The organism is Flavobacterium quisquiliarum, assembly GCF_019308285.1.
Lineage (GTDB): Bacteria > Bacteroidota > Bacteroidia > Flavobacteriales > Flavobacteriaceae > Flavobacterium > Flavobacterium quisquiliarum.
In genome coordinates this window covers 65240-83869 of the sequence record NZ_WWEM01000009.1, presented here as the reverse complement: position 1 = coordinate 83869, position 18630 = coordinate 65240, and the positions used below count along the sequence as shown (strand labels likewise).

The following is an 18630-nucleotide window of genomic DNA, read 5'->3' as shown; positions in this document are numbered from 1 at the left end:
CTAAATATACGCAATTTTTAAATATAAAAATGTTAAGCTTTTTATAGAACTTGCTAATGTTCAACTGTTTCCAAAATTCGGAAATTGCTTTTTGGAGCTTCGCACAAAGAACAGCAATAATCATCACCTAAATCAGTAAACAGTATACCTTTTGGAATTCCTTGTCTTTCATCTCCGTATTCCGAATTATAAAGGGTTAAACACTCTTGACATTGATAAATCTCCTGTGGTGCTTTTTCTTTTTTTTGTAGATTTTCAATTGTTTCCATTGTGTTATTTCCAAGTTCTTCAAAATATTTACGGCTCAATTCAATTAAAATCGTAGGCAATTCTAATTTGTCAATGTCTTGTGAATGCACAATATATTCGCGTGTATTTGGATCGAAATTCTTTGCAAACAAAACATTATAAGTATCTCTGATTTTAATGGATTCCAGAGCTGTTGGAAGTTCATTTTTTTCAATTACAATCGAAGTGAAATAATGTCCATTGCGATTGTACTCTGAAATTCCAAAATTCAATCCGTAAGTACTGATGTCGAATTGATCTAAAGTTCGAACCAAAAAAGTTTTAAGGTTCAAAGCCCATTCCATTGCAACGGGTAAATGCCAGTTTAACTCTAATAAGGAATGACGAACGTTGATACCACGTTTGCCGAGGAATTTTTCCCATTCTAGTTTTCTATCTTTAGGAATCCCTTTTATAATGAAAGATTTCCAAGGTGTAATCGAAATTTTTCCGATTTTGCATTCAAAACACAAATCGCACATTTCTTTTAGAAAATCTAAATCGTATAAGTTATTTCGCCAATACAATCCCAACCAATATTGATCAATTCCCATTCTATTCATTCCTTCGTAATACGGAAACGGATAAAATGGAACATTCAAAGGTTTGTCGATTGTACGGTTATTGGTGTCTAAAGCTTCGCTCAACAATGAAAAAAGTATTTCGATATCAACTGATTCTTCTTCAGAGATTTTTTCGATTTCGTAATAAATTTTTGCCAAGTCCCAAGTATAAAGCAGAACAGGATAAATTTCCATTTTTTCCCATTTTGGAAGGCGAATGTATAAATACCAATAATCTTCGTTATCTGAAGCTATAAAATTTAAATGTCCTGTAAACAAAGGAACCAATTGCTGTTTTGGGTCAGTTATGTTTACTTTTAGCTTTGGCTGTTCTTTAAATTCTTCCAAAATATATAAAAAACGGTTTCCTGTAAGCCAATTTGTATTTCTGAAAATATCAGTTGAAACATAAGACGACACAATATTATTCCCGCTTTTCTGATCAGGATAAACAAAATGATGTTTGCCTAAAGTGGTTTTATCTAAAGATTTAAAACCTTTAGGAAAAATAATGTCCTGCCTTGAACCAAACGAAATCGAATCCAGGCCTTCTTGCAAAGCGATGTTTACAACTTCTTTAAGTTCTCCTGGCGAAATAACGCCTCCTTTTACTATTAATCTTGTTAGTTCCATTTTTCTTTTTGTTTCAGTTTTCAAGTTTCTGGATTGTGTTGATTTTAACGCAAAGAGCGCAAAGGTTTTTTGCAAAGTTTTTTAAGGTTTACATTCTGTGTGTGAAATTATTTTTGTTAAGCTCACAAAGCTTTGCGAACTTTGGCTACTTATTAAATATACTTTGCGAAACTTTGCGAAAAAACTTTGTGCTCTTTGCGTTAAAATTTATGTTCAAAGTAAAGTAACATAAAAGAACCTATTTGCACTTAGCAAGAATCTCTTTAACTTCCGTTTTACAGCTTCCGCAACCTAAACCTGCACCTGTGTTTTTGCATAATTCAGTAAAATCATTTACACCGCTTTTAATCGTTTCTTCGATGTTTCCCGCTCCAACTTGGGAGCATGAACATACTAGTTTTCCTAAAACCGGTTTTGCATTTGAACTTCCTCTTAAAAGCGTTTTTCGTTTGTCTGATAATTCGATTTTGCTTTCGATCATCGTTTTGAATTCGGCAAATTCGTTTTTATCACCCATCAAAATTGCACCAACCAAAAGATCATCTTTTACAATGCACTTTTTGTAATAACGTTTTTTCAAATCGGCAAAAACAATTTCTTCGTAGGAATCGTCATTTTCTGGAATAGTCAAATCGCCAATACTGCAAAGGTTGATATCTTCTAATTTTAGAATGTTCATTAAAATTGAACCTTTATAATAACTGCTGATATCGCCAGCTAGAAAATTTGCCAGAATATCTGCCTGTTCTTCAGCGGCAGAAGTGATTCCGAATAGTTTATTATTGAATTCGGCTATTTCGCCAATGGCAAAAATATCAGGATTTGAAGTCTGTAAATACTGATTTACTTTCACACCACGTCCGCAGATTAAACCACTTTCTCGGGCAATTTCTATATTGGGAATGGTTCCAATCGTATATACAATTGCATTTGCAGTCAATATTTTACCGCTTTTTAAAGCAATTTCAATTTCATTAGGATTATCGGTTTCAAAAACGGTGCTCACTTCATTATCAAAATAAATCTGGATATCTCGAAGTTGTACTTCTTCGGCTAATAATTTACTGGAAATTCGATCGAGCTGACGTTCCATTAAGCGAGAAGCTCTTTGAATTATAGTGGTTTTTACTTTTTTATGTTTTAAAGCTGCAGCCAATTCCAAACCTAATAATCCGCCGCCAATAATAACAACATGTTGTTCTTCTGGTGGAAGATTGGTTCTGTCAAGATGTTTTTTTAAACGATCGGCATCTTCTTTTCGTCTTACGGTAAATCGTCCAGGAAGATGAAGCTGTGCATTTTCTGGAACAAAAGGACGACTTCCTGTTGCCAAAATCAACGAGTCGAAAGTATGTGTTTCGCCTAAACTGTCTTTTATAATTTTGTTTTGAGTGTCTATTTTATCAATAGCAACTCCTGCTTTCATAGTTATTTTGAGCTTACTAAAAGTTTCACCGTCTTTGACTTTTAAAAGCTGTTCCCAAGTAAATTCTCCCGTCATATATTCAGGAAGCAAAACACGATTGTAAAACGGATTTACTTCATTTGAGAAAACAATAATTTCATCTGTTGTATTGAATTCACGGTAGTTTTGAATGAATCGGAAAGAAGCTGCGCCGGCACCCACAATCGCAATTTTCTGGAATGGTTTTACGTATTTTTTGATCGAAACAGTGGTAAACTTAAAATCGGGTTCTTTTGAAATTGGATCAACAACTGTATTCGTTAAATTATTGGTTCGGTTTAAATCATTTTCAAGCTGTTTTCCCCAATGCATCGGCAGGAAAAGTACTTTTTCTTTGATAGCATCTGTTACTTTCGCTTTTACTCTGACTTCGCCATTTTTGCTGGAAACGGTTACAATATCACCATTTTTAATATCATTTTTAAAAGCATCAATCGGATTTATTTCTAAAACAGGACTCGGAATATGCGTTAACAATCGTGATACTTTTCCGGTTTTGGTCATCGTATGCCACTGATCTCGAATTCTTCCTGTAGTCAAAATAAAAGGGAATTCGTCATTTGGCTGAACTGAAGTATTTTCGATAGAAACAGGCAGATTAAAAATTGCTTTTCCAGAAGGTGTATAGAATTTTTTGTCTGTAAATAATCTTGGCGTTCCTGGATGATTATAGTCAGGAACAGGCCATTGAAAAGTACCTTCGGTTTTTAAACGATTGTAATTTAAAAATGAAATATCGATGTTGGTTCCTTTTGTAAGGGCACAATGTTCTTTATAAATTTCTTCGGCATTGTTAAAATTGAAACCATGAAAATTCATTTTTTTAGCAAATCGAATTAAAATTTCAATATCTGGAAGCGCTTCGCCTGGTGCATTAATTCCTTTCGGTAAATAAGAAATACGACGTTCAGAATTCGTCATCGTTCCTTCTTTCTCCAACCAACCTGCAGCAGGAAGAAGTAAATCGGCAAATTTTGCTGTATCGGCATTGTGTGAAATATCCTGAACAACAACGAATTTGGCATTTTGAAGCGCTTTTTCAGCTCTTCTAGAATCGGGTAAACTCACTAACGGATTTGTACAGATAATCCAAACGGCTTTCATTTTTCCAGATTCTAATGCTTCGAACATTTCGGTTGCCGTTAATCCCGGTTTGTCTGAAATTTCATCTACGCCCCAAAAATTGGCAACTTCTTTGCGATGTTGAGGATTTGCAATGTCTTTATGAGCTGCTAAAAGTGTTGCCATGCCACCCACTTCACGTCCGCCCATTGCATTGGGCTGACCTGTTAACGAAAATGGTCCAGAACCTGGTTTTCCAACTTGTCCCGTTAATAGAGATAAATTCAGTAAAGCTGTATTTTTATCAACCCCAACGGCACTTTGATTCAATCCCATTGCCCAAAGCGAGATAAATCCTTTGGCTTTCCCGATAATATCAGCTGCAAGTTTAATATCGTTTACAGAAATCCCACACAGTTTTGAAGCTTTTTCTAGCGAAGTTCCTAAAATTAAGTCTTTATATTGTTTGAAATTTTCAACGTGGTTTTTTACAAAATCATGATCTACATAACCTTTTTCGATAATACGCCTGGCAATCGCATGGTACAAAATGATATCCGAACCCGGAATAATCTGCAAATGCAAGTCAGCGAAAGCAGCGGTATCTGTTCGTCTTGGATCAATACAAATGATTTTTATTTTCGGATTTTTTTCTTTGTGTTTTTCGATTCTTCTAAAAAGAATAGGGTGGCACCAAGCGGGATTTGCGCCTGTAATTAGAAATGTATCAGCAAGTTCTATATCATCATAAGCAATTGGAACCGAATCTTCTCCGAAAGTTTTTTTATAACCCACAACCGCAGAACTCATGCAGAGTCGTGAATTGGTATCAATATTATTTGTTTTCAAAAAGCCTTTTACGAGTTTGTTTACTAAGTAATATTCCTCTGTTAAACATTGACCTGAAATGTAAAAGCCAACACTGTCTGGGCCGTGCTTTTTTATGATGGAAGAAAAAACTGCGGCCGCGCGATCCAAAGCCGTATCCCAGCTCACACGTTCTAATGGATAGGATTTACTGCCACGCATTTCAGGATATAGAATTCGGTCAGAAGTATCGTTGGCTACGTAATGCAAATTCATTCCTTTGGAACATAACATTCCTTTGTTTACCGGATGATCTTTATCACCTTCTACCATAACACCGTTTTTGGCATCTTTGGTCGCAATTATACCACAGCCAACGCCGCAATACGAACAGGTAGTTTTGATTTTGGTATTTTGCATTAGAATACTTTTTTAGATACTTATTCTAGAATTTATTTTGTGTAAATAAATCACGTACACAAAAATAAGTATTTTTACGTATAAATACTTATTTTTAGAATTTATTTTTCTATTTTTGATGAAAGAAAATGAGTAACAACAAATTAGTTTTTAATCTGATAAAAATTTGGACTCATGAAAGAGGAACAAACTGTTTGCTATTCTTGCATCAATGAAAATTGTTTTATTAAGAAGCATCTACATTTAGAGCAAATGCAAAGCTATATTTCTAAAAAACAGAATATAATCTGCAAAAAGTCGGATCAATTTATTGTGGAAGGTTCCACTTTGCAAGGACTTTATTTTATCTGTAAAGGAAAAGCAAAAACGGTAAAAACAGGAATCAATGGGCGCGAGCAAATTGTTCGTTTAACAAAAAGTGGCGATATAATAGGTTTTCGCGGATTTGGAACTGGAAAAAAGTATTTAATTGGCGCTTACGCATTGGAAGATACGATTTTGTGTAATTTCAGCAACGAAACGATATTGGAAATTCTAAAACAGATTCCTGAGTTTACTTATGCTTTAATGTTATTTTATGCAGAAGAATTAAATAAAAGTGAAAATAATATTCGCAAAATCGCACACATGAATGTTCGTGAACGTGTAGTTGATTTGCTGCTCTACATTCATCGTAAATTCGGACAAATCAATGGTTTAATTGATATTGATCTTTCCCGAAAAGAAATCGCCGATTTTGCCGGAACAACTGAAGAACAAGTTATTCGAGTAATTTCAAGTCTTAAAAAAGAAGCTTTGATTCAGACTGTTGGAAAACGAATTGGGATTTTGAAAGTTTCAGTCTTGAGATCTGAAATTATGGAACATAAATATTTTTGAACGTTATTACGTAGTAATACTTATCTAAAAACTATTTTGTACGCTTAAGTTTTACGGGGTTTTGTCTTGTGTCAAAAACATCAGCTATTTGGATTAGCTTATTTTCTTTATCAATATGATAAATAATTTTGTAATTTTTACAGACTAAGTAATGATACTCGTTTTCTCTGTCTAATAAAAGTTCTTCAGTTTGTGTTGAAAGGTTATTGGAGACGAGTTTGTTTGGCTCAGAAATTATTTCTTTAATAATTTTTTTTGCAACCCTAATTCCTGCTCTATAAAGATAATACTCATAGATTTTGTCAATTTCATTTTCTGCAAATTGCGACCAGACAATTTTTAATTTCATTACTTGTACTTTTCTAGAAGCTGAGAAGTCGTTTTATATCTTCCATTTTTAAAATCATCTTCAGACTGATCTATTCTGCTGTTGAATTCTTCAATAGACATTGGATTGAAAAAATCGCTATCATCAGCAATGTCTTTGTTTTTTAATAAATTTTCGAGCTGAGAAATCAATTCTTCGCTTTGAATTTTTAAAAATTCTTGTACAAATTCTATTTTTCTAGTTTGTAAATCCATGGCATTGAATATTTTTTCAAATTTACGAATTATCTTCCAAGGGAATATTTTTTTAAGATATTTTTGTGGAGATGGACCGTAATATACCTCCACGTCGAATAATTTATTTTTTCTTTCCAACAAATCGAATTACAGAACCCGTTCCGTTATGGAATAAACCTTCGTTTAATTCGATTTCTTTTTCTTCTAATTCAATGATTTCATAATTTGGAAAATCAGCTTTGATTTCTTCGATTGAAAAAAGTGACTCGATATCTTTTGGTCCGCCAACTTTATCATTTATCGCAAGATATTCTAAATGTTTTTTGCTGAAAGCTTCAAAAATAATAACCCCGTTTTTGCGTAATAATTCATCCAGTTCTTTATGAATATCCGATTTAATTTCTGCTGGAAAATGAGCGTAAATTAAAGCAATTGCATCAAATTGTACTGGATGAAAATCCAGTGCTTCTAATTCGCCCACTTGATAGTCAATTGAAACATTATTCGCTTCAGCAAGTTTTAGAGCTTTGTTTTTTCCTTCTTCGCTAATATCAAAAGCGGAAACATTCCAGCCTAATTTTGCCGTAAAAATGGCGTTTCGTCCTTCGCCTTCAGCAGGAAATAAAATAGATCCGGCTTGTAATTTTTCGATTTGTTCTCTTAGGTAATTGTTAGGTTCTTCGCCGTATGCAAATTCTTCGGTTTTATAGCGGTCGTCCCATCTTTTAGTCCAGTTGTTCATTAGTAAATTTTTAGAAATCAAAATCAAATTTACTTAATAAAGAAAGGTTTAGTTTAGATTTCAAACAAAAAAATACCCTTTCTCAAAAATAAAAAAGGGTATTTTATAAATTTCAGATTTTAAAAATCTCTTTATTTTTTAAACAAGTGTAGTTACACCGCTATTTACATCAATTTCTGCAAAATTATGTTTTCCCATAACGATAAGCAGTTTGTCTGAATTATATCCTACATATCTAATTTCAGGTTCTCCTTTTTTAGGTTTTCCACAAACTGAAATTACATTAGTCTGCCATTTCAATTTACTTTTTTTGTAAGCCGAGATGGTTTGCATGTCGTTTTCAACATAATAAACAATGTTGTTTTTTTTGATTCCTCTTTTTTGCGTTTTTGCAAAATTAATTTCTGAGTTTTTAGAGATTAAGGCATCATTGTATTTTTGGGCAATGCCTGTCTGCGTAACAATAAATGTCAGCATTGAAAGTTTTAGAAATGGTTTCATTAGGATAGAATTGGGGGTTCATAATCGCTTCAAATATAATTAATTATATTATATAATAGGTTTTCTTTAGGTAAAAAAAAACACCCTTTTCTTGAAATAGGAAAAGGGTAAAATTTATGAGCTAATTTTATAGAAAAATTATTTTTTCCAGCTAAAAATTCTTGGATTAACAGATATTGACAACCACGCCCAATTGTTGGTATGATTAGCGTCTCCATTTTTAATGAATTCCATGGTTTTAGAGCCAAACATTTGCGAATAACCTCCTGTAACTGTAATGTCTTTTTTGAAATTGAAAACAAAAGAAGCATCAATCTCAGTCCCTAAATAAGAATCCATTTTTTCGTTTAGGGGTGTAACCACATCTGCGGCGGCTAAAAATGCATGTGGACTTAAAGCAAACTGCCATTTGTTTACATTGTAGCTTAATTTTATAAAAGCATCTTGCAAACCAACATTGTTTAAATGATTTCCAACATAAAAATAATCCATAAAACCGTTAAAACCATGGTTGGTTCCAAAAATTGGATTAAATGATTTAATTACAGTGCTTCCATCATTGGTAGCTTTACCCGATAAAAATTCATACCCTAAACCTGCTTTGAAAGAATCGGTTACATTGTAATTGAAATTTGCGGCCGCATTCCAGGCGCTGACTTGTAAATCGGTACTTTTTCCAGTTTGTCCGTATAGCCAAAAGTTACTTTCTATTTTACTGTTTTTATAAGTCAAATAAGGCCCAAAAGTCTGTTTATAATCCACTAATAATTTTGTATCAGCATTGGCATATTCATAACCAGTATTAAGCAATAAAAAGCTTAAACCTAAATCAGTACTGAATTGGTTGTGATACCAAGCATACATTAAAGCTTTGTAATTAGCAACCGTATAAGGTGTTTGAAATGTATTTTCGGCAGTAGAGTTATAAGCGCCTCCAAAATCCAATTTCTGTTTTTCGGTCTGATAAGTTACCGTAAAGGCATCATGGCTTTGAGCCTGCTGTCCCCAGTCCTGTTCTCCTAAAATACGTTGATTATCGTAAGAAAGGACTTGGCGTCCCGTTCTGGCACTCCATTTATCTGTAAAATTGTATTGTGCCCAAGCTTCAAAAACCGCTACTCCGTTTTTGTCAGCCACCGCATTGGTTGGTACATCTCCCCAAGTTCTGGTATTTTGAAGAGTTAATTTAACAACTAATTCATCTTGTTTGTAATTGAAATTTAAACGAGAACGTTGCGAAATTTGAGAAGTTCCTTTTTGTCCTTCTGGTAAAAGGGTTCGGTATCCATTTCGGTATTCAAAACGAGGCCTGACTTGTAAATTTACATCTAGTTCCTGTGCATTCATTAGGGTAGTTGTTCCTAAAAGCAAGAGAAAAATTATTCTTTTCATAAAGTGGTATTTTTTTGGCAGCGTAAATTTATAAGAAAATTAGGCCTTTGCTAATAATAATCTAATTATTTTTTAATTTTAGTTTATAGCAGCTATAAGTTGTGGTTGCCCAGCTGTTTTTGTTTTGATTTCTTGCTTCTTGTCTATCTTTTTAGTGATAACATAATGCATCCAAACCAGACAGCCAGTTGAGAATAGCAGTATAAAAATCCACGAACTAGACCATATTCCTGTTGCAGTTAAAAGGTATCCAAAGATGATCGGGCCAAAGAAACCGCCTAAACCGCCAATCATTCCAACCATTCCGCCTACAACACCCACTTCATTTGGAAAATATTCCGGAATATGTTTGTAAACCGCCGCTTTCCCGATTCCCCAAGAGATTCCGATTAAGATTACCAAAACCAAGAAAACCCACATATTAGCATCAAACTTAATTACTGTAATTCCTTTAGCTAAAAGTTCTTTTTTCTTTACACTTTGATTCTCTGCCACTACAACTTGTTGCCAAGATGTTGAAGTTGGAAAAATAGTATTTTCGGCATTGTTTTCTTTTTTCTGTGCGACAGGGAAATCTGTTTCTCCAATTTTGATTTTGTCATTGGTAACAGCGGTTATTGTTCCTTTTTTGGTTGCCAAAACTCCTGGACCTGTTGTTGTTATTTCCATTTTTGGAATTGCCAATAAGGCACTCAAAATTACAGAAGAACCCAAAACCCAATACATTACTTTTCGTGCGCCAAATTTATCTGATAAATAACCTCCAAAAGCTCTAATTACACCTGATGGCAAACTGAACATCGTTGCAAATAAACCTCCCATAACTAAACTGGTTTGATAAACGTTCATAAAATTTGGTAAAAGCCATTGTGAATAAGCCACAAAACAACCAAAAACCAAGAAGTAATACGCGCCAAAACGCCAAACTCTAGCTGATTTTAAAGGGACAAGCATTTGAGAAACAGTTTTAGTATTGTTTTCTGGTTTTTTATTTTGAGTGAAAATCAAAAAAGCAATGCCAATGATAACTAATGAAACGGCGTAAATAACAGGAAGGATTTTCCAGCCATTTTGTGGATCATCAATTGAAAAATGATTTAATATTGATGGAGCTAGAAAAGTAGTAATTGCGGCGCCGGCATTTCCCATTCCGAAGATTCCAAGAGCACGACCTTGCCATTCTTTTGGATACCAGATAGAAGTGTATCCAATTCCGACAGCGAAACTTGTGCCGACCATTCCAAAGAAGAAACTTAGTAAAGCAAACATGAAAAAACTGTCGGCGTAGGGAAGGAGAAAAAGTGGAATTGAACTTAGTAATAGTAAAAGAGAAAAAACATATTTTCCGCCAAATTTGTCTGTTAAGATTCCGATTGGCAGACGCATTACGGATCCTGTTAAAATTGGAATCCCAAGAAGCCATCCGACTTGAACGACGCTCCAGTGGAAAATTCCGTTATCGACTAAAAAGGTTACTAAAACCCCATTTAATGTCCAGCAGGCAAAACACACGGTAAAAGCCAATGTGTTCAAAAATAAAATCTTGTGTGATTGCGATAGTGAGTTTGTAGTTTTCATAGTACTTATATTTTTATGTAAAAATAAGTACTATAACTTAGTTAAAACATGCTAAAACGCAGTTTTTTAAAAATAATTACGTATTTATACTTAATTACTACTTGGTCTTTTCAATTGAACCCCAAGTTGTTTTTAGAATAGTTTTTTCATAATTATTTTCCTGAATAATTTCGTTGCCACTTTTTGAATCTATTAAATATTTCTTTGGAAAATTTACATTGAATGGAGGTGCTTTTTCTGGAGATATATTCACCTGTTCATTAGGTGTAAATTTTTTTAAACTGCATAAATTCAATACCCTGAAAATGTCTCCTTTGGTGTTTTTAACAATTGTTACAGAGGCAAAAGCTGTAATTCCGCAAAGTATTTGAATTGGAATATGATCAATTATGATGGCTTTTTCGTTCTGTTTTAATTCAAAGTATTTCCAATTTTTCGGAATAGAATCTGAAGATTCCTGAGAATATATTTTTAAACTTAGAATGAGAATTACGAAGGTATATTTCTGTAGTTTTCTCATTTGAATCTTAAATTAAAGAATACTCAGTGGCTTTGTTAGAAAGTTCCATTAAGTTTTTCACTTTCAGTTTTTTCATCAAATTGAAACGGTGAACTTCGGCAGTTCGTTTACTGATGGCAAGTGCTTCGGCGATTTCTTTGTTTCCTTTTCCTGATAATAACAGTGTTAAAATTTCTTTTTCTCTTTTGGTTATCATCATTTCGTCGCTTAAGTTTTGCTTCGGTTCTAATGAATTTGATGGATTTGTCAATTGACCAATCAAGATAGAAGAAATATCGCCACTGAAATATTTTCCACCAGCAGAAACGGTATGAAGTGCTTTCAAGAATTCTTCTTTAGAAGATCCTTTTAATAAATAACCATCGGCGCCGGCTTTTATAGATTTCAATACGTATTCTTCGGATTCGTGCATCGAAAGCATAATGATTTTTATATCGTTGCTTTCGCTTCTAAGTTTTTCTACTAGTTCGATACCGGTTAAGTTTGGCATACGAATATCGGCTATAAGTAAATCGGGTTTGGTTTCGGCCACAACATCAAGTGCGTCGGCGCCATCGATTGCTTCTCCTACAACCTCAATGTTTGCTTCGTTTTCCAGTAAAGATTTGATTCCGTCTCGAACAAAAACATGGTCATCTGCTAATACTACACGAATGATATTACTCATAATTTACTTAATTTAGATTCTCGATTTTTACGTATATTCATCTATAACGAAGACGCTAATATACGTACTTTTTTTATTTAAAATTCCAATTTTTTGAAATTCCAAATTCCAATATTAAAAAATCATTAGAAAAAATTGCAATATCAATGGTAATTTCAATATCAATGGCAATTGCAAAAATCAATTTCAATATCTGAATCGCCAATCTTTGTAGAGCTACTTGCGTGGGCTTCGACTTCGCTCAGCCTGACAAACGTGTGTAGAACTTTGTCAAAGTTCAAAAGCTTTGACAAAGTTTGTTTTTCAATTGCCTCCAGCTTTAGCTGGAGGTTTTTGTAGACAAAAAAGAGGGCTTTAGCCAAATGCATAAGTTTGGCTAAAGCCCTTCTTGATATTTTTTTGTAATCTCCAGCTAAAGCTGGAGGCAATTGATTTTTTTTTACTTTTTAATTCCCTTATAAACTTAAATTTTCTTTTGAAAACGATTGCCCGCGAGAGGGATAGGAGCAAGCTACCGAAGTAGCGCGGATAGCCCGACAGTATTAGGGAAAGTGGGCGTATATAGACAAAGTTAAATTGCCCACTTTTTCTAATGCTGTCTCGCCCTGATTAATTAGATAATTAGTCAATGTGGCAATTAGAAAATGTGCCAATTAGATAATTTTTTACGCTACTTTAAGTAATTATCAAATTATCTAATTGACTAATTTTCTCATTTAAGAATGGGAATGTTGAACGTGATTCTTGTTCCTTCGCCGGGAATGGAGTTGATGAATACGCGTCCGTTGATGTATTGGATGCGCTCTTTCATGAATAGAAGTCCCATTCCGGATTCGCTGTTGCGTTTTTTGTCGACGGAATGGATGTCGAAACCTTTTCCGTTGTCGTCGATGATGATGCTTAAAAGTGTTTCGCTGTGGGAAAGCTGGACGATTATATGCGACGATTCGGCATATTTTATGGCGTTGTTGATGGCTTCTTGCGTGAGACGATAAATGTTGATCTCGATTAGGGAATCCAGACGTCGGTCGAAATCGGTTTTGTTGTAGAAAAGGATTTCTTTTCCGGTTAGTTTTGAGAGTTCCTGCGTGAGTTTTGCCAATGAAGAAACGATTCCGTGATCGCTTAATTCCGGTGGCATTAGGTTGAAAGTTGCGGTGCGGACACCTTTTATAATGTCTAGCGAAAGTTTTTTTAAATACTCAATTTTTTGTTCTGATTTTTCTCGGTCATCAAGATTGATGCTTTCTAAACTGAATTTTAATCCTGTAAGCATCTGGCCGATTCCGTCGTGAATTTCTTTGGCGATTCGGTTTTGTTCGTTTTCCTGATTTTCGACGATTTTGCTTGAAATAATCTTTTGCTGATTGATTTTTTCGGTGGTGTTTTCGAGGTTTAAACGTTCGACTTCGCGTTGCGCTTTTTTGCGTTCGGTGATGTTGAAGCAGACGATTAAAAGTTCTAATTCGTCTTTTTTGATCATGACCGGAACCATTGACAAATCAAGCCAAATGGTTTCGTTTTCTTTGTTTAAAATACTGATTTCGCCTTGCCAGCCACTTCTTTGTTTTTCGAAAATTAGGCGGTCGAAATTGGTTTGTTCTTTTTCGTCGACGGTTAAAACTTCGGAGAATTTTTTGTTGGATGAAAACTTGGTATAATTGAGAAGTTTGGCAAATTTTTCTCCGATGTGAATGATTGAACCGTCGGGCGCAATTCGGCAATAGAGTAAAGTATTTTCCATTGCATAATTGAGCGATTTTAATTCTTTAACCGAATTTTCCTTGATTTCGCTAAGTATTTCGGTATCGTATGCGAGTTTTAAAGCTTTCTTTTCGGAAGATAAAAGTCTTGTAATTAATCGCTCGATTTTTTTGTTGGTTGGTTTGAAAATGAAGAAGAATTCCAGAAGTAGAACCAGTAAAGTGAATCCGAAAATCCAGTATTCGATTCGGCGTTGTTCAGTTACTTTTTCGTGTGCTTCGAGATCGTATTGGGTTACGATTTCATTCATTTTGGAAAGGAAATTGCCTTCGTTTTCTAAGATGATCTGAACGTATTTTTTATTTTCGGCTGATTGTTTTTTCTGTTTTAAATTCTGTAAAAACGAATCGGTCGCCTGAACAATTTTATTGAAAATCGGATTGATTTCAAGATATAATCTATTGATTGTTTCTGATTTTTCTTTTGGAAAAGCTAAGCTGTCACTACCGTTTTCAAGTGCGTTTTGGTTTTTTTTCCAAAGTGCTAAAACTTCTTCTAAATGCGAAATTTGTTTGGCTGAAGCGGTATCGGAAACGTAATGCAGAATCAGAACTTCTTTGACAATTTTCTGACTCAGCATTCGCTGTTTTCCCGAAAAATTGATGATTTTAGAGTCGCTTAACTGCTGATTCAGATTGTATTGCACTAAAATCTGACTTACAATTATAGTTAAGGCAATAGTAAGAAGCGCAAAAAAATACAGACGGCGTAAATTTTTGAACGTAATTTTGTCTTCTTCCTGATTGCTTTTCTTCATATGAATTATAGTCCTAAAGAAGCTTTTATAAGATTTAGATTTTCTTCAGAATAGTTGATTTTTAAGGCTTCCTGATGTCCTTTGTCCGACATTTTATCCCAGGTTTTTTTGATGATGTTTTTTAGTTTTTCTTCGTCGTGTTTGTGAACGAAAGGTTCTAAATAATATTCAAGGAAAACTAGGCAAATTACATCTTCTAATAATTGTGTTTCGTGATCTTTTTTAAGTAATTTTTTCTCTATTAAAAAGGAAACGCGATCGATAAAAGTTTGATCGTAACCTGCTTTCTCCAAAATTTCTGCAGTAGTTTTTGCGTGAAACTTTTTCAGTTCTTCTCTCCATTTCAAATAACCAACGCGATCCATGGGGTACGATTCGCGAGCGACTTTCCATCGACAGATGTGTTGTGCTTTGGAGGCGATCTGGATTTCTTCGGATGCATTGGGTTCAAACTGCATCAGTCTTTCGTACATCCTGTTGGAATACAACAATTCTTTTGGATATTCTTTGTTTTGGTCGATTTCGATGTTTGGGTCTTGTGCGTTTTCAGCATCAATCCATTCGCTTGCTTTTTGAAAAGGTGTAGTCATTTTTTGGTTTAATAATAGAATTTCAAAGATACGGAATTAAGTTTTTTTTTCGCCACGAATTCACGAATGAAAACGAATTATATTTGTGAAATTAATGACACAAATTGAACACAATGATTCGTGAATTCGTGGCGGAAGAAAATATTCATTTAATCTACAAATCCAACGAAAACTTCATTTTCGACAATCTTAATTGGGTAAGTTGCAATACTATATTCGTCACCGTTTAGGTTTGAACCATCAACTAATGAAAATGTTTTTTTATGCATTGGGCAGGCAATTTTTGGAATATCGTTAGCAGAGCCTGTCATTCCTCTTGAGAGCACCATTTCCATTTTGTGTGGACAAGCGTTTTGGCAGGCGTACCATTCGTTACGACGGGTGAAATTGAAAATGGCGATTTGTTTGTTTTTGTATTTGATGCATCCGCCTCGGTTGGTTGGAAAATCTTCTACTTTACCTGCTTTGAACCAAATTGTAGCATCGTTCGCATGAACTGTTTCGTATTGATTTAAGATTTCTTCCATTTTGATTGAGTTTTGATTTCCTGTTTCTTAGCCCTCTTTTTACAATCATGAGAGTTATGATGGCGCAGTAAAAAAGAGGGCAAGAAGGACAGCAAACGTTTAATTTATTTTTTCTTTTTTTGGAGCTTTATTGTGGTTTGCCACAAAGGCGCAAAGGCGCTAAGTTTTTTTTAAAGTTTTTTTATTTTGACTTTGCGACTTTGCGACTTTGCGTCTTTGTGGCAATTTTTTTTTAAGACCAGGCTTTTGGCATTTTTTGATCTCTAAGCGGAACAAAAATGACATTATCGTCTTTTTCTTCTGAGTTTATAAAGTGATTGAAACGTTTTAATAATCTTGGTTTTTCTAGTACTTGCTTCCATTCGCATTCGAAAGTGTTTACTAAAGTCTGCATTTCGGCTTCTAATGTTTCGCAGATTCCTAGGCTGTCTTCAATGATTACTTCTTTTAAATATTCTAAACCTCCATCTAGTTTTTCTAACCAAGTTGAAGTTCGAATCAGTGGACCAGCAGTTCGGATGTAATACATTAAGAATCTGTCCATGTATTTGATTACAGTTTCTTTGTCGATTTTCTCGGCTAATAAAACGGCGTGTTTTGGGTTTGCACCACCATTTCCTGCGATGTATAAATTCCATCCGCCTTCAACGGCAATTAATCCGAAATCTTTTCCTCGGGCTTCGGCGCATTCGCGAATGCAGGCTGAAACACCACCTTTTAATTTATGCGGAGAACGGATTCCTTTGTATCTGTTTTCTAGTTCGATGGCAAATCCCGCGCTGTCATCCATTCCATAACGGCACCATGCATTTCCGACACAGCTTTTTACGGCACGAAGCGATTTTCCGTAAGCGTGACCGCTTTCAAAACCATTGTCGATTAAAATTTTCCAGATTTTAGGTAAGTCACTTAAATGCGCTCCGAATAAATCGACTCTTTGTGCTCCAGTAATTTTGGTATATAAATCGAATTGTTTGGCTACTTCGCCAATTACGATTAATTTCTCGGCAGTAATTTCTCCTCCGGCAACTCTTGGAACAACAGAATAAGTTCCGTTTCGTTGAATGTTTGCTAAAAATCTGTCGTTTGTATCTTGAGTAGTTACGTGTTTATTTGCCGTATCGTTGTAAATACTTGAGAAAATTGAAGCTACAACAGGTTTGCAAATTTCGCATCCATCACCTTTTCCGTGATGATCCAGAACATCGTAAAAATTCTCGTATTTGTTGATTTTTACCAAATCGAATAATTCCTGACGATTGTAGTTGAAATGCTCGCAGATAACTTCTTTTACTTCTTTTCCTAGAGATTTTTGAGTCGCTTTTACTAAATCTGAAACCATTGGTTTACATCCTCCACAGCCTGAAGTTGCTTTAGTTGCCTTAACAACATCTGATAATGAAGAACAACTTTCATCTAAAATCTTACAGCAGATAGCACCTTTGGTAACATTTTCGCAAGAACAAATTACGGCTGTATCTGGCAAATCCATTACGCTTCCTAAACTTGAACCTTCAGAACCGTCGCGAGAACCTAAAATCAAATCTTCTGGATTTTTTGGCAAAGCCATTGCGTTGCTGTAAATCTGGAAAAGTGAATTGTAATCGCTTGAATCGCCGACTAAAATTCCACCTAAAAGCGTTTTAGAATCTTTGGTTACGTTGATTCTTTTATAAATTCCGCTTAATTTATTTTCATAAATAATGGCAGTTACGTTTTCATTTTCGATGAAAGGATCTCCAAAACTCGCTACTTCAACACCAATTAATTTCAATTGTGTCGACATATCGATGGTTTCTCTCATGGTTTTGTCACCATTTAATATTTGCTCAGAAGCGACATCGGCCATTTCGTAACCTGGAGCAACCAATCCGTAAATGTTTTGGTTGTAAAGTGCTACTTCTCCAATAGCAAAAATAGAAGGATCTGATGTCTGCATTTGATTGTTTACCAAGATTCCGCCTCGTAAACCGACTTCAAGTCCTGAAACTCGAGCTAATTCGTCGCGAGGTTTGATTCCGGCAGATATAACCAACATGTCGACCTTTAACAATTCCTCATTCGCAAACATCATTCCTGTAATGCATTCTTTTCCGTCAATATATTGTGTTGCTTTATTAAGATGAATTCCGATGTTTAATTCTTCAATTTTAGCTTGTAGCATATCACTCGCGCCTTGATCCAATTGTCTTGGCATCAAACGCGGAGCAAATTCCACCACATGCGGATTCAATCCTAAATCTCTAACGGCTTTTGCTGCTTCAAGACCTAATAATCCTCCGCCTAAAACTGCTGCTTCGGTTGCGCCTTTTATTTTTATTTTTTTGGCGTAAGCCATAATAGCATCGAGATCTTCGATGGTTCTGTAAACAAAAACACCTTCTTTTTCAACACCTTCAATTGGCGGTACAAAAGCAGATGAACCTGTTGCCAAAACTAAGTAGTCGTACGTATGTGTTTTGTTTAAGTGAGTGTGGATTGTTTTTGCATCACGGTTAATATCTGTAATTAATTCTGATGTATTGAGAATAATGTTGTTTTCTGTGTACCATTCAGTTGTTGATAATGATAAATCATCAGCTGTTTTTCCTCCGAAGTATTCGCTTAAGTGAACGCGGTCATAAGCGCGTCTTGGTTCTTCACCAAATACTGTGATTTGATACTTTTCTTGTCCTGATTTTGCAATGAATTTTTCGCAAAATTTATAACCAACCATGCCGTTTCCAACTACTATTACTCTAATCATGATTTCTTTAATTAAGTATTACTACGCAAATATAAGTATTTATACGTATTAAAATACGTAATAGGAATATTTTTTAAGCTAATGCTAGTTGTATTGTATACGTATTTAAACTTAATCTTTTACGTAGTAAGGGTTTTGAAGATTTTTAGCATTCCGAATTATTTT

The 18630-nt window shown here is 34.6% G+C and carries 16 protein-coding genes; 1 reads left to right on the top strand and 15 read right to left on the bottom strand.

Going from position 1 to position 18630, the window contains the following annotated elements; genetic code table 11:
* Positions 1-53 precede the first annotated feature (53 nt).
* Together GSY47_RS02050 and GSY47_RS02045 are read right to left on the bottom strand one after the other, a co-directional pair.
* On the bottom strand, positions 54-1484 hold the full coding sequence (locus GSY47_RS02050; protein WP_179002908.1) for a rubredoxin: 1431 nt from the start codon (positions 1482-1484) through the stop codon (positions 54-56).
* A gap of 238 nt (positions 1485-1722) precedes the next feature.
* Complete coding sequence (locus GSY47_RS02045) at positions 1723-5238, bottom strand: nitrate reductase (protein ID WP_179002909.1); 3516 nt, start codon at positions 5236-5238, stop codon at positions 1723-1725.
* Positions 5239-5412: 174 nt separating this feature from the next.
* On the opposite strand from GSY47_RS02045, the gene GSY47_RS02040 reads away from it, so the two are divergent.
* Complete coding sequence (locus GSY47_RS02040) at positions 5413-6117, top strand: Crp/Fnr family transcriptional regulator (protein ID WP_179002910.1); 705 nt, start codon at positions 5413-5415, stop codon at positions 6115-6117.
* A 31-nt stretch (positions 6118-6148) separates the two neighbouring features.
* Here the strand turns inward: GSY47_RS02040 and GSY47_RS02035 are convergent, their stop codons facing one another.
* From GSY47_RS02035 to nirB, 13 genes are all read right to left on the bottom strand, one after another.
* Positions 6149-6466 (bottom strand): type II toxin-antitoxin system RelE/ParE family toxin, encoded by a 318-nt coding sequence (locus tag GSY47_RS02035; RefSeq protein WP_179002911.1) that lies wholly within the window; start codon positions 6464-6466, stop codon positions 6149-6151.
* Entirely contained in the window at positions 6466-6699 is a 234-nt protein-coding gene (locus tag GSY47_RS02030; protein ID WP_179002912.1) for a hypothetical protein, read from the bottom strand. The genes GSY47_RS02035 and GSY47_RS02030 overlap by 1 nt, the downstream gene beginning before the upstream one ends.
* A 103-nt stretch (positions 6700-6802) precedes the next feature.
* Positions 6803-7423 carry a class I SAM-dependent methyltransferase gene (locus tag GSY47_RS02025; RefSeq protein ID WP_179002913.1) on the bottom strand — a complete coding sequence of 207 codons (621 nt, stop codon included), beginning with the start codon at positions 7421-7423 and terminating at the stop codon, positions 6803-6805.
* Between the two features lie 138 nt (positions 7424-7561).
* Complete coding sequence (locus tag GSY47_RS02020) at positions 7562-7924, bottom strand: hypothetical protein (protein ID WP_091491601.1); 363 nt, start codon at positions 7922-7924, stop codon at positions 7562-7564.
* Between the two features lie 138 nt (positions 7925-8062).
* The gene (locus GSY47_RS02015; RefSeq protein WP_179002914.1) at positions 8063-9316 is read right to left on the bottom strand and encodes an alginate export family protein; all 1254 of its coding nucleotides are present in this window, start codon (positions 9314-9316) and stop codon (positions 8063-8065) included.
* 78 nt (positions 9317-9394) lie between these two features.
* Positions 9395-10894, bottom strand: a complete 1500-nt coding sequence (locus GSY47_RS02010; RefSeq protein ID WP_179002915.1) for an MFS transporter — start codon at positions 10892-10894, stop codon at positions 9395-9397.
* 97 nt (positions 10895-10991) lie between these two features.
* Positions 10992-11414 (bottom strand): hypothetical protein, encoded by a 423-nt coding sequence (locus GSY47_RS02005; RefSeq protein ID WP_179002916.1) that lies wholly within the window; start codon positions 11412-11414, stop codon positions 10992-10994.
* 7 nt (positions 11415-11421) lie between these two features.
* Complete coding sequence (locus tag GSY47_RS02000; protein WP_179002917.1) at positions 11422-12081, bottom strand: response regulator transcription factor; 660 nt, start codon at positions 12079-12081, stop codon at positions 11422-11424.
* A 161-nt stretch (positions 12082-12242) separates the two neighbouring features.
* Positions 12243-12509: a hypothetical protein gene (locus tag GSY47_RS01995; RefSeq protein ID WP_179002918.1), complete on the bottom strand. Its 267-nt coding sequence runs from the start codon at positions 12507-12509 to the stop codon at positions 12243-12245.
* 284 nt (positions 12510-12793) lie between these two features.
* Positions 12794-14602, bottom strand: a complete 1809-nt coding sequence (locus tag GSY47_RS01990; RefSeq protein ID WP_179002919.1) for a PAS domain-containing sensor histidine kinase — start codon at positions 14600-14602, stop codon at positions 12794-12796.
* A 5-nt stretch (positions 14603-14607) separates the two neighbouring features.
* Positions 14608-15192 carry a DUF4202 domain-containing protein gene (locus GSY47_RS01985; protein ID WP_179002920.1) on the bottom strand — a complete coding sequence of 195 codons (585 nt, stop codon included), beginning with the start codon at positions 15190-15192 and terminating at the stop codon, positions 14608-14610.
* A gap of 149 nt (positions 15193-15341) precedes the next feature.
* Positions 15342-15719, bottom strand: coding sequence for a nitrite reductase small subunit NirD (gene nirD / locus GSY47_RS01980; RefSeq protein ID WP_179002921.1), 378 nt, complete (start codon positions 15717-15719; stop codon positions 15342-15344).
* A gap of 232 nt (positions 15720-15951) precedes the next feature.
* Entirely contained in the window at positions 15952-18465 is a 2514-nt protein-coding gene (gene nirB, locus GSY47_RS01975; RefSeq protein ID WP_179002922.1) for a nitrite reductase large subunit NirB, read from the bottom strand.
* Between the last annotated feature and the right edge of the window lie 165 nt (positions 18466-18630).

Excerpts from the sequence above, each read along its gene's own strand:
- GSY47_RS01985 (WP_179002920.1), bottom strand. The coding sequence starts at position 15,192 with ATGACTACACCTTTTCAAAAAGCAAGCGAATGGATTGATGCTGAAAAC.
- GSY47_RS02050 (WP_179002908.1), bottom strand. The coding sequence starts at position 1,484 with ATGGAACTAACAAGATTAATAGTAAAAGGAGGCGTTATTTCGCCAGGA.
- nirD (WP_179002921.1), bottom strand. The coding sequence starts at position 15,719 with ATGGAAGAAATCTTAAATCAATACGAAACAGTTCATGCGAACGATGCT.
- GSY47_RS02040 (WP_179002910.1), top strand. The coding sequence starts at position 5,413 with ATGAAAGAGGAACAAACTGTTTGCTATTCTTGCATCAATGAAAATTGT.
- GSY47_RS02020 (WP_091491601.1), bottom strand. The coding sequence starts at position 7,924 with ATGAAACCATTTCTAAAACTTTCAATGCTGACATTTATTGTTACGCAG.
- GSY47_RS02015 (WP_179002914.1), bottom strand. The coding sequence starts at position 9,316 with ATGAAAAGAATAATTTTTCTCTTGCTTTTAGGAACAACTACCCTAATG.
- GSY47_RS02030 (WP_179002912.1), bottom strand. The coding sequence starts at position 6,699 with ATGGATTTACAAACTAGAAAAATAGAATTTGTACAAGAATTTTTAAAA.
- GSY47_RS02000 (WP_179002917.1), bottom strand. The coding sequence starts at position 12,081 with ATGAGTAATATCATTCGTGTAGTATTAGCAGATGACCATGTTTTTGTT.
- nirB (WP_179002922.1), bottom strand. The coding sequence starts at position 18,465 with ATGATTAGAGTAATAGTAGTTGGAAACGGCATGGTTGGTTATAAATTT.
- GSY47_RS02045 (WP_179002909.1), bottom strand. The coding sequence starts at position 5,238 with ATGCAAAATACCAAAATCAAAACTACCTGTTCGTATTGCGGCGTTGGC.
- GSY47_RS01990 (WP_179002919.1), bottom strand. The coding sequence starts at position 14,602 with ATGAAGAAAAGCAATCAGGAAGAAGACAAAATTACGTTCAAAAATTTA.
- GSY47_RS02010 (WP_179002915.1), bottom strand. The coding sequence starts at position 10,894 with ATGAAAACTACAAACTCACTATCGCAATCACACAAGATTTTATTTTTG.
- GSY47_RS02035 (WP_179002911.1), bottom strand. The coding sequence starts at position 6,466 with ATGAAATTAAAAATTGTCTGGTCGCAATTTGCAGAAAATGAAATTGAC.
- GSY47_RS02005 (WP_179002916.1), bottom strand. The coding sequence starts at position 11,414 with ATGAGAAAACTACAGAAATATACCTTCGTAATTCTCATTCTAAGTTTA.
- GSY47_RS02025 (WP_179002913.1), bottom strand. The coding sequence starts at position 7,423 with ATGAACAACTGGACTAAAAGATGGGACGACCGCTATAAAACCGAAGAA.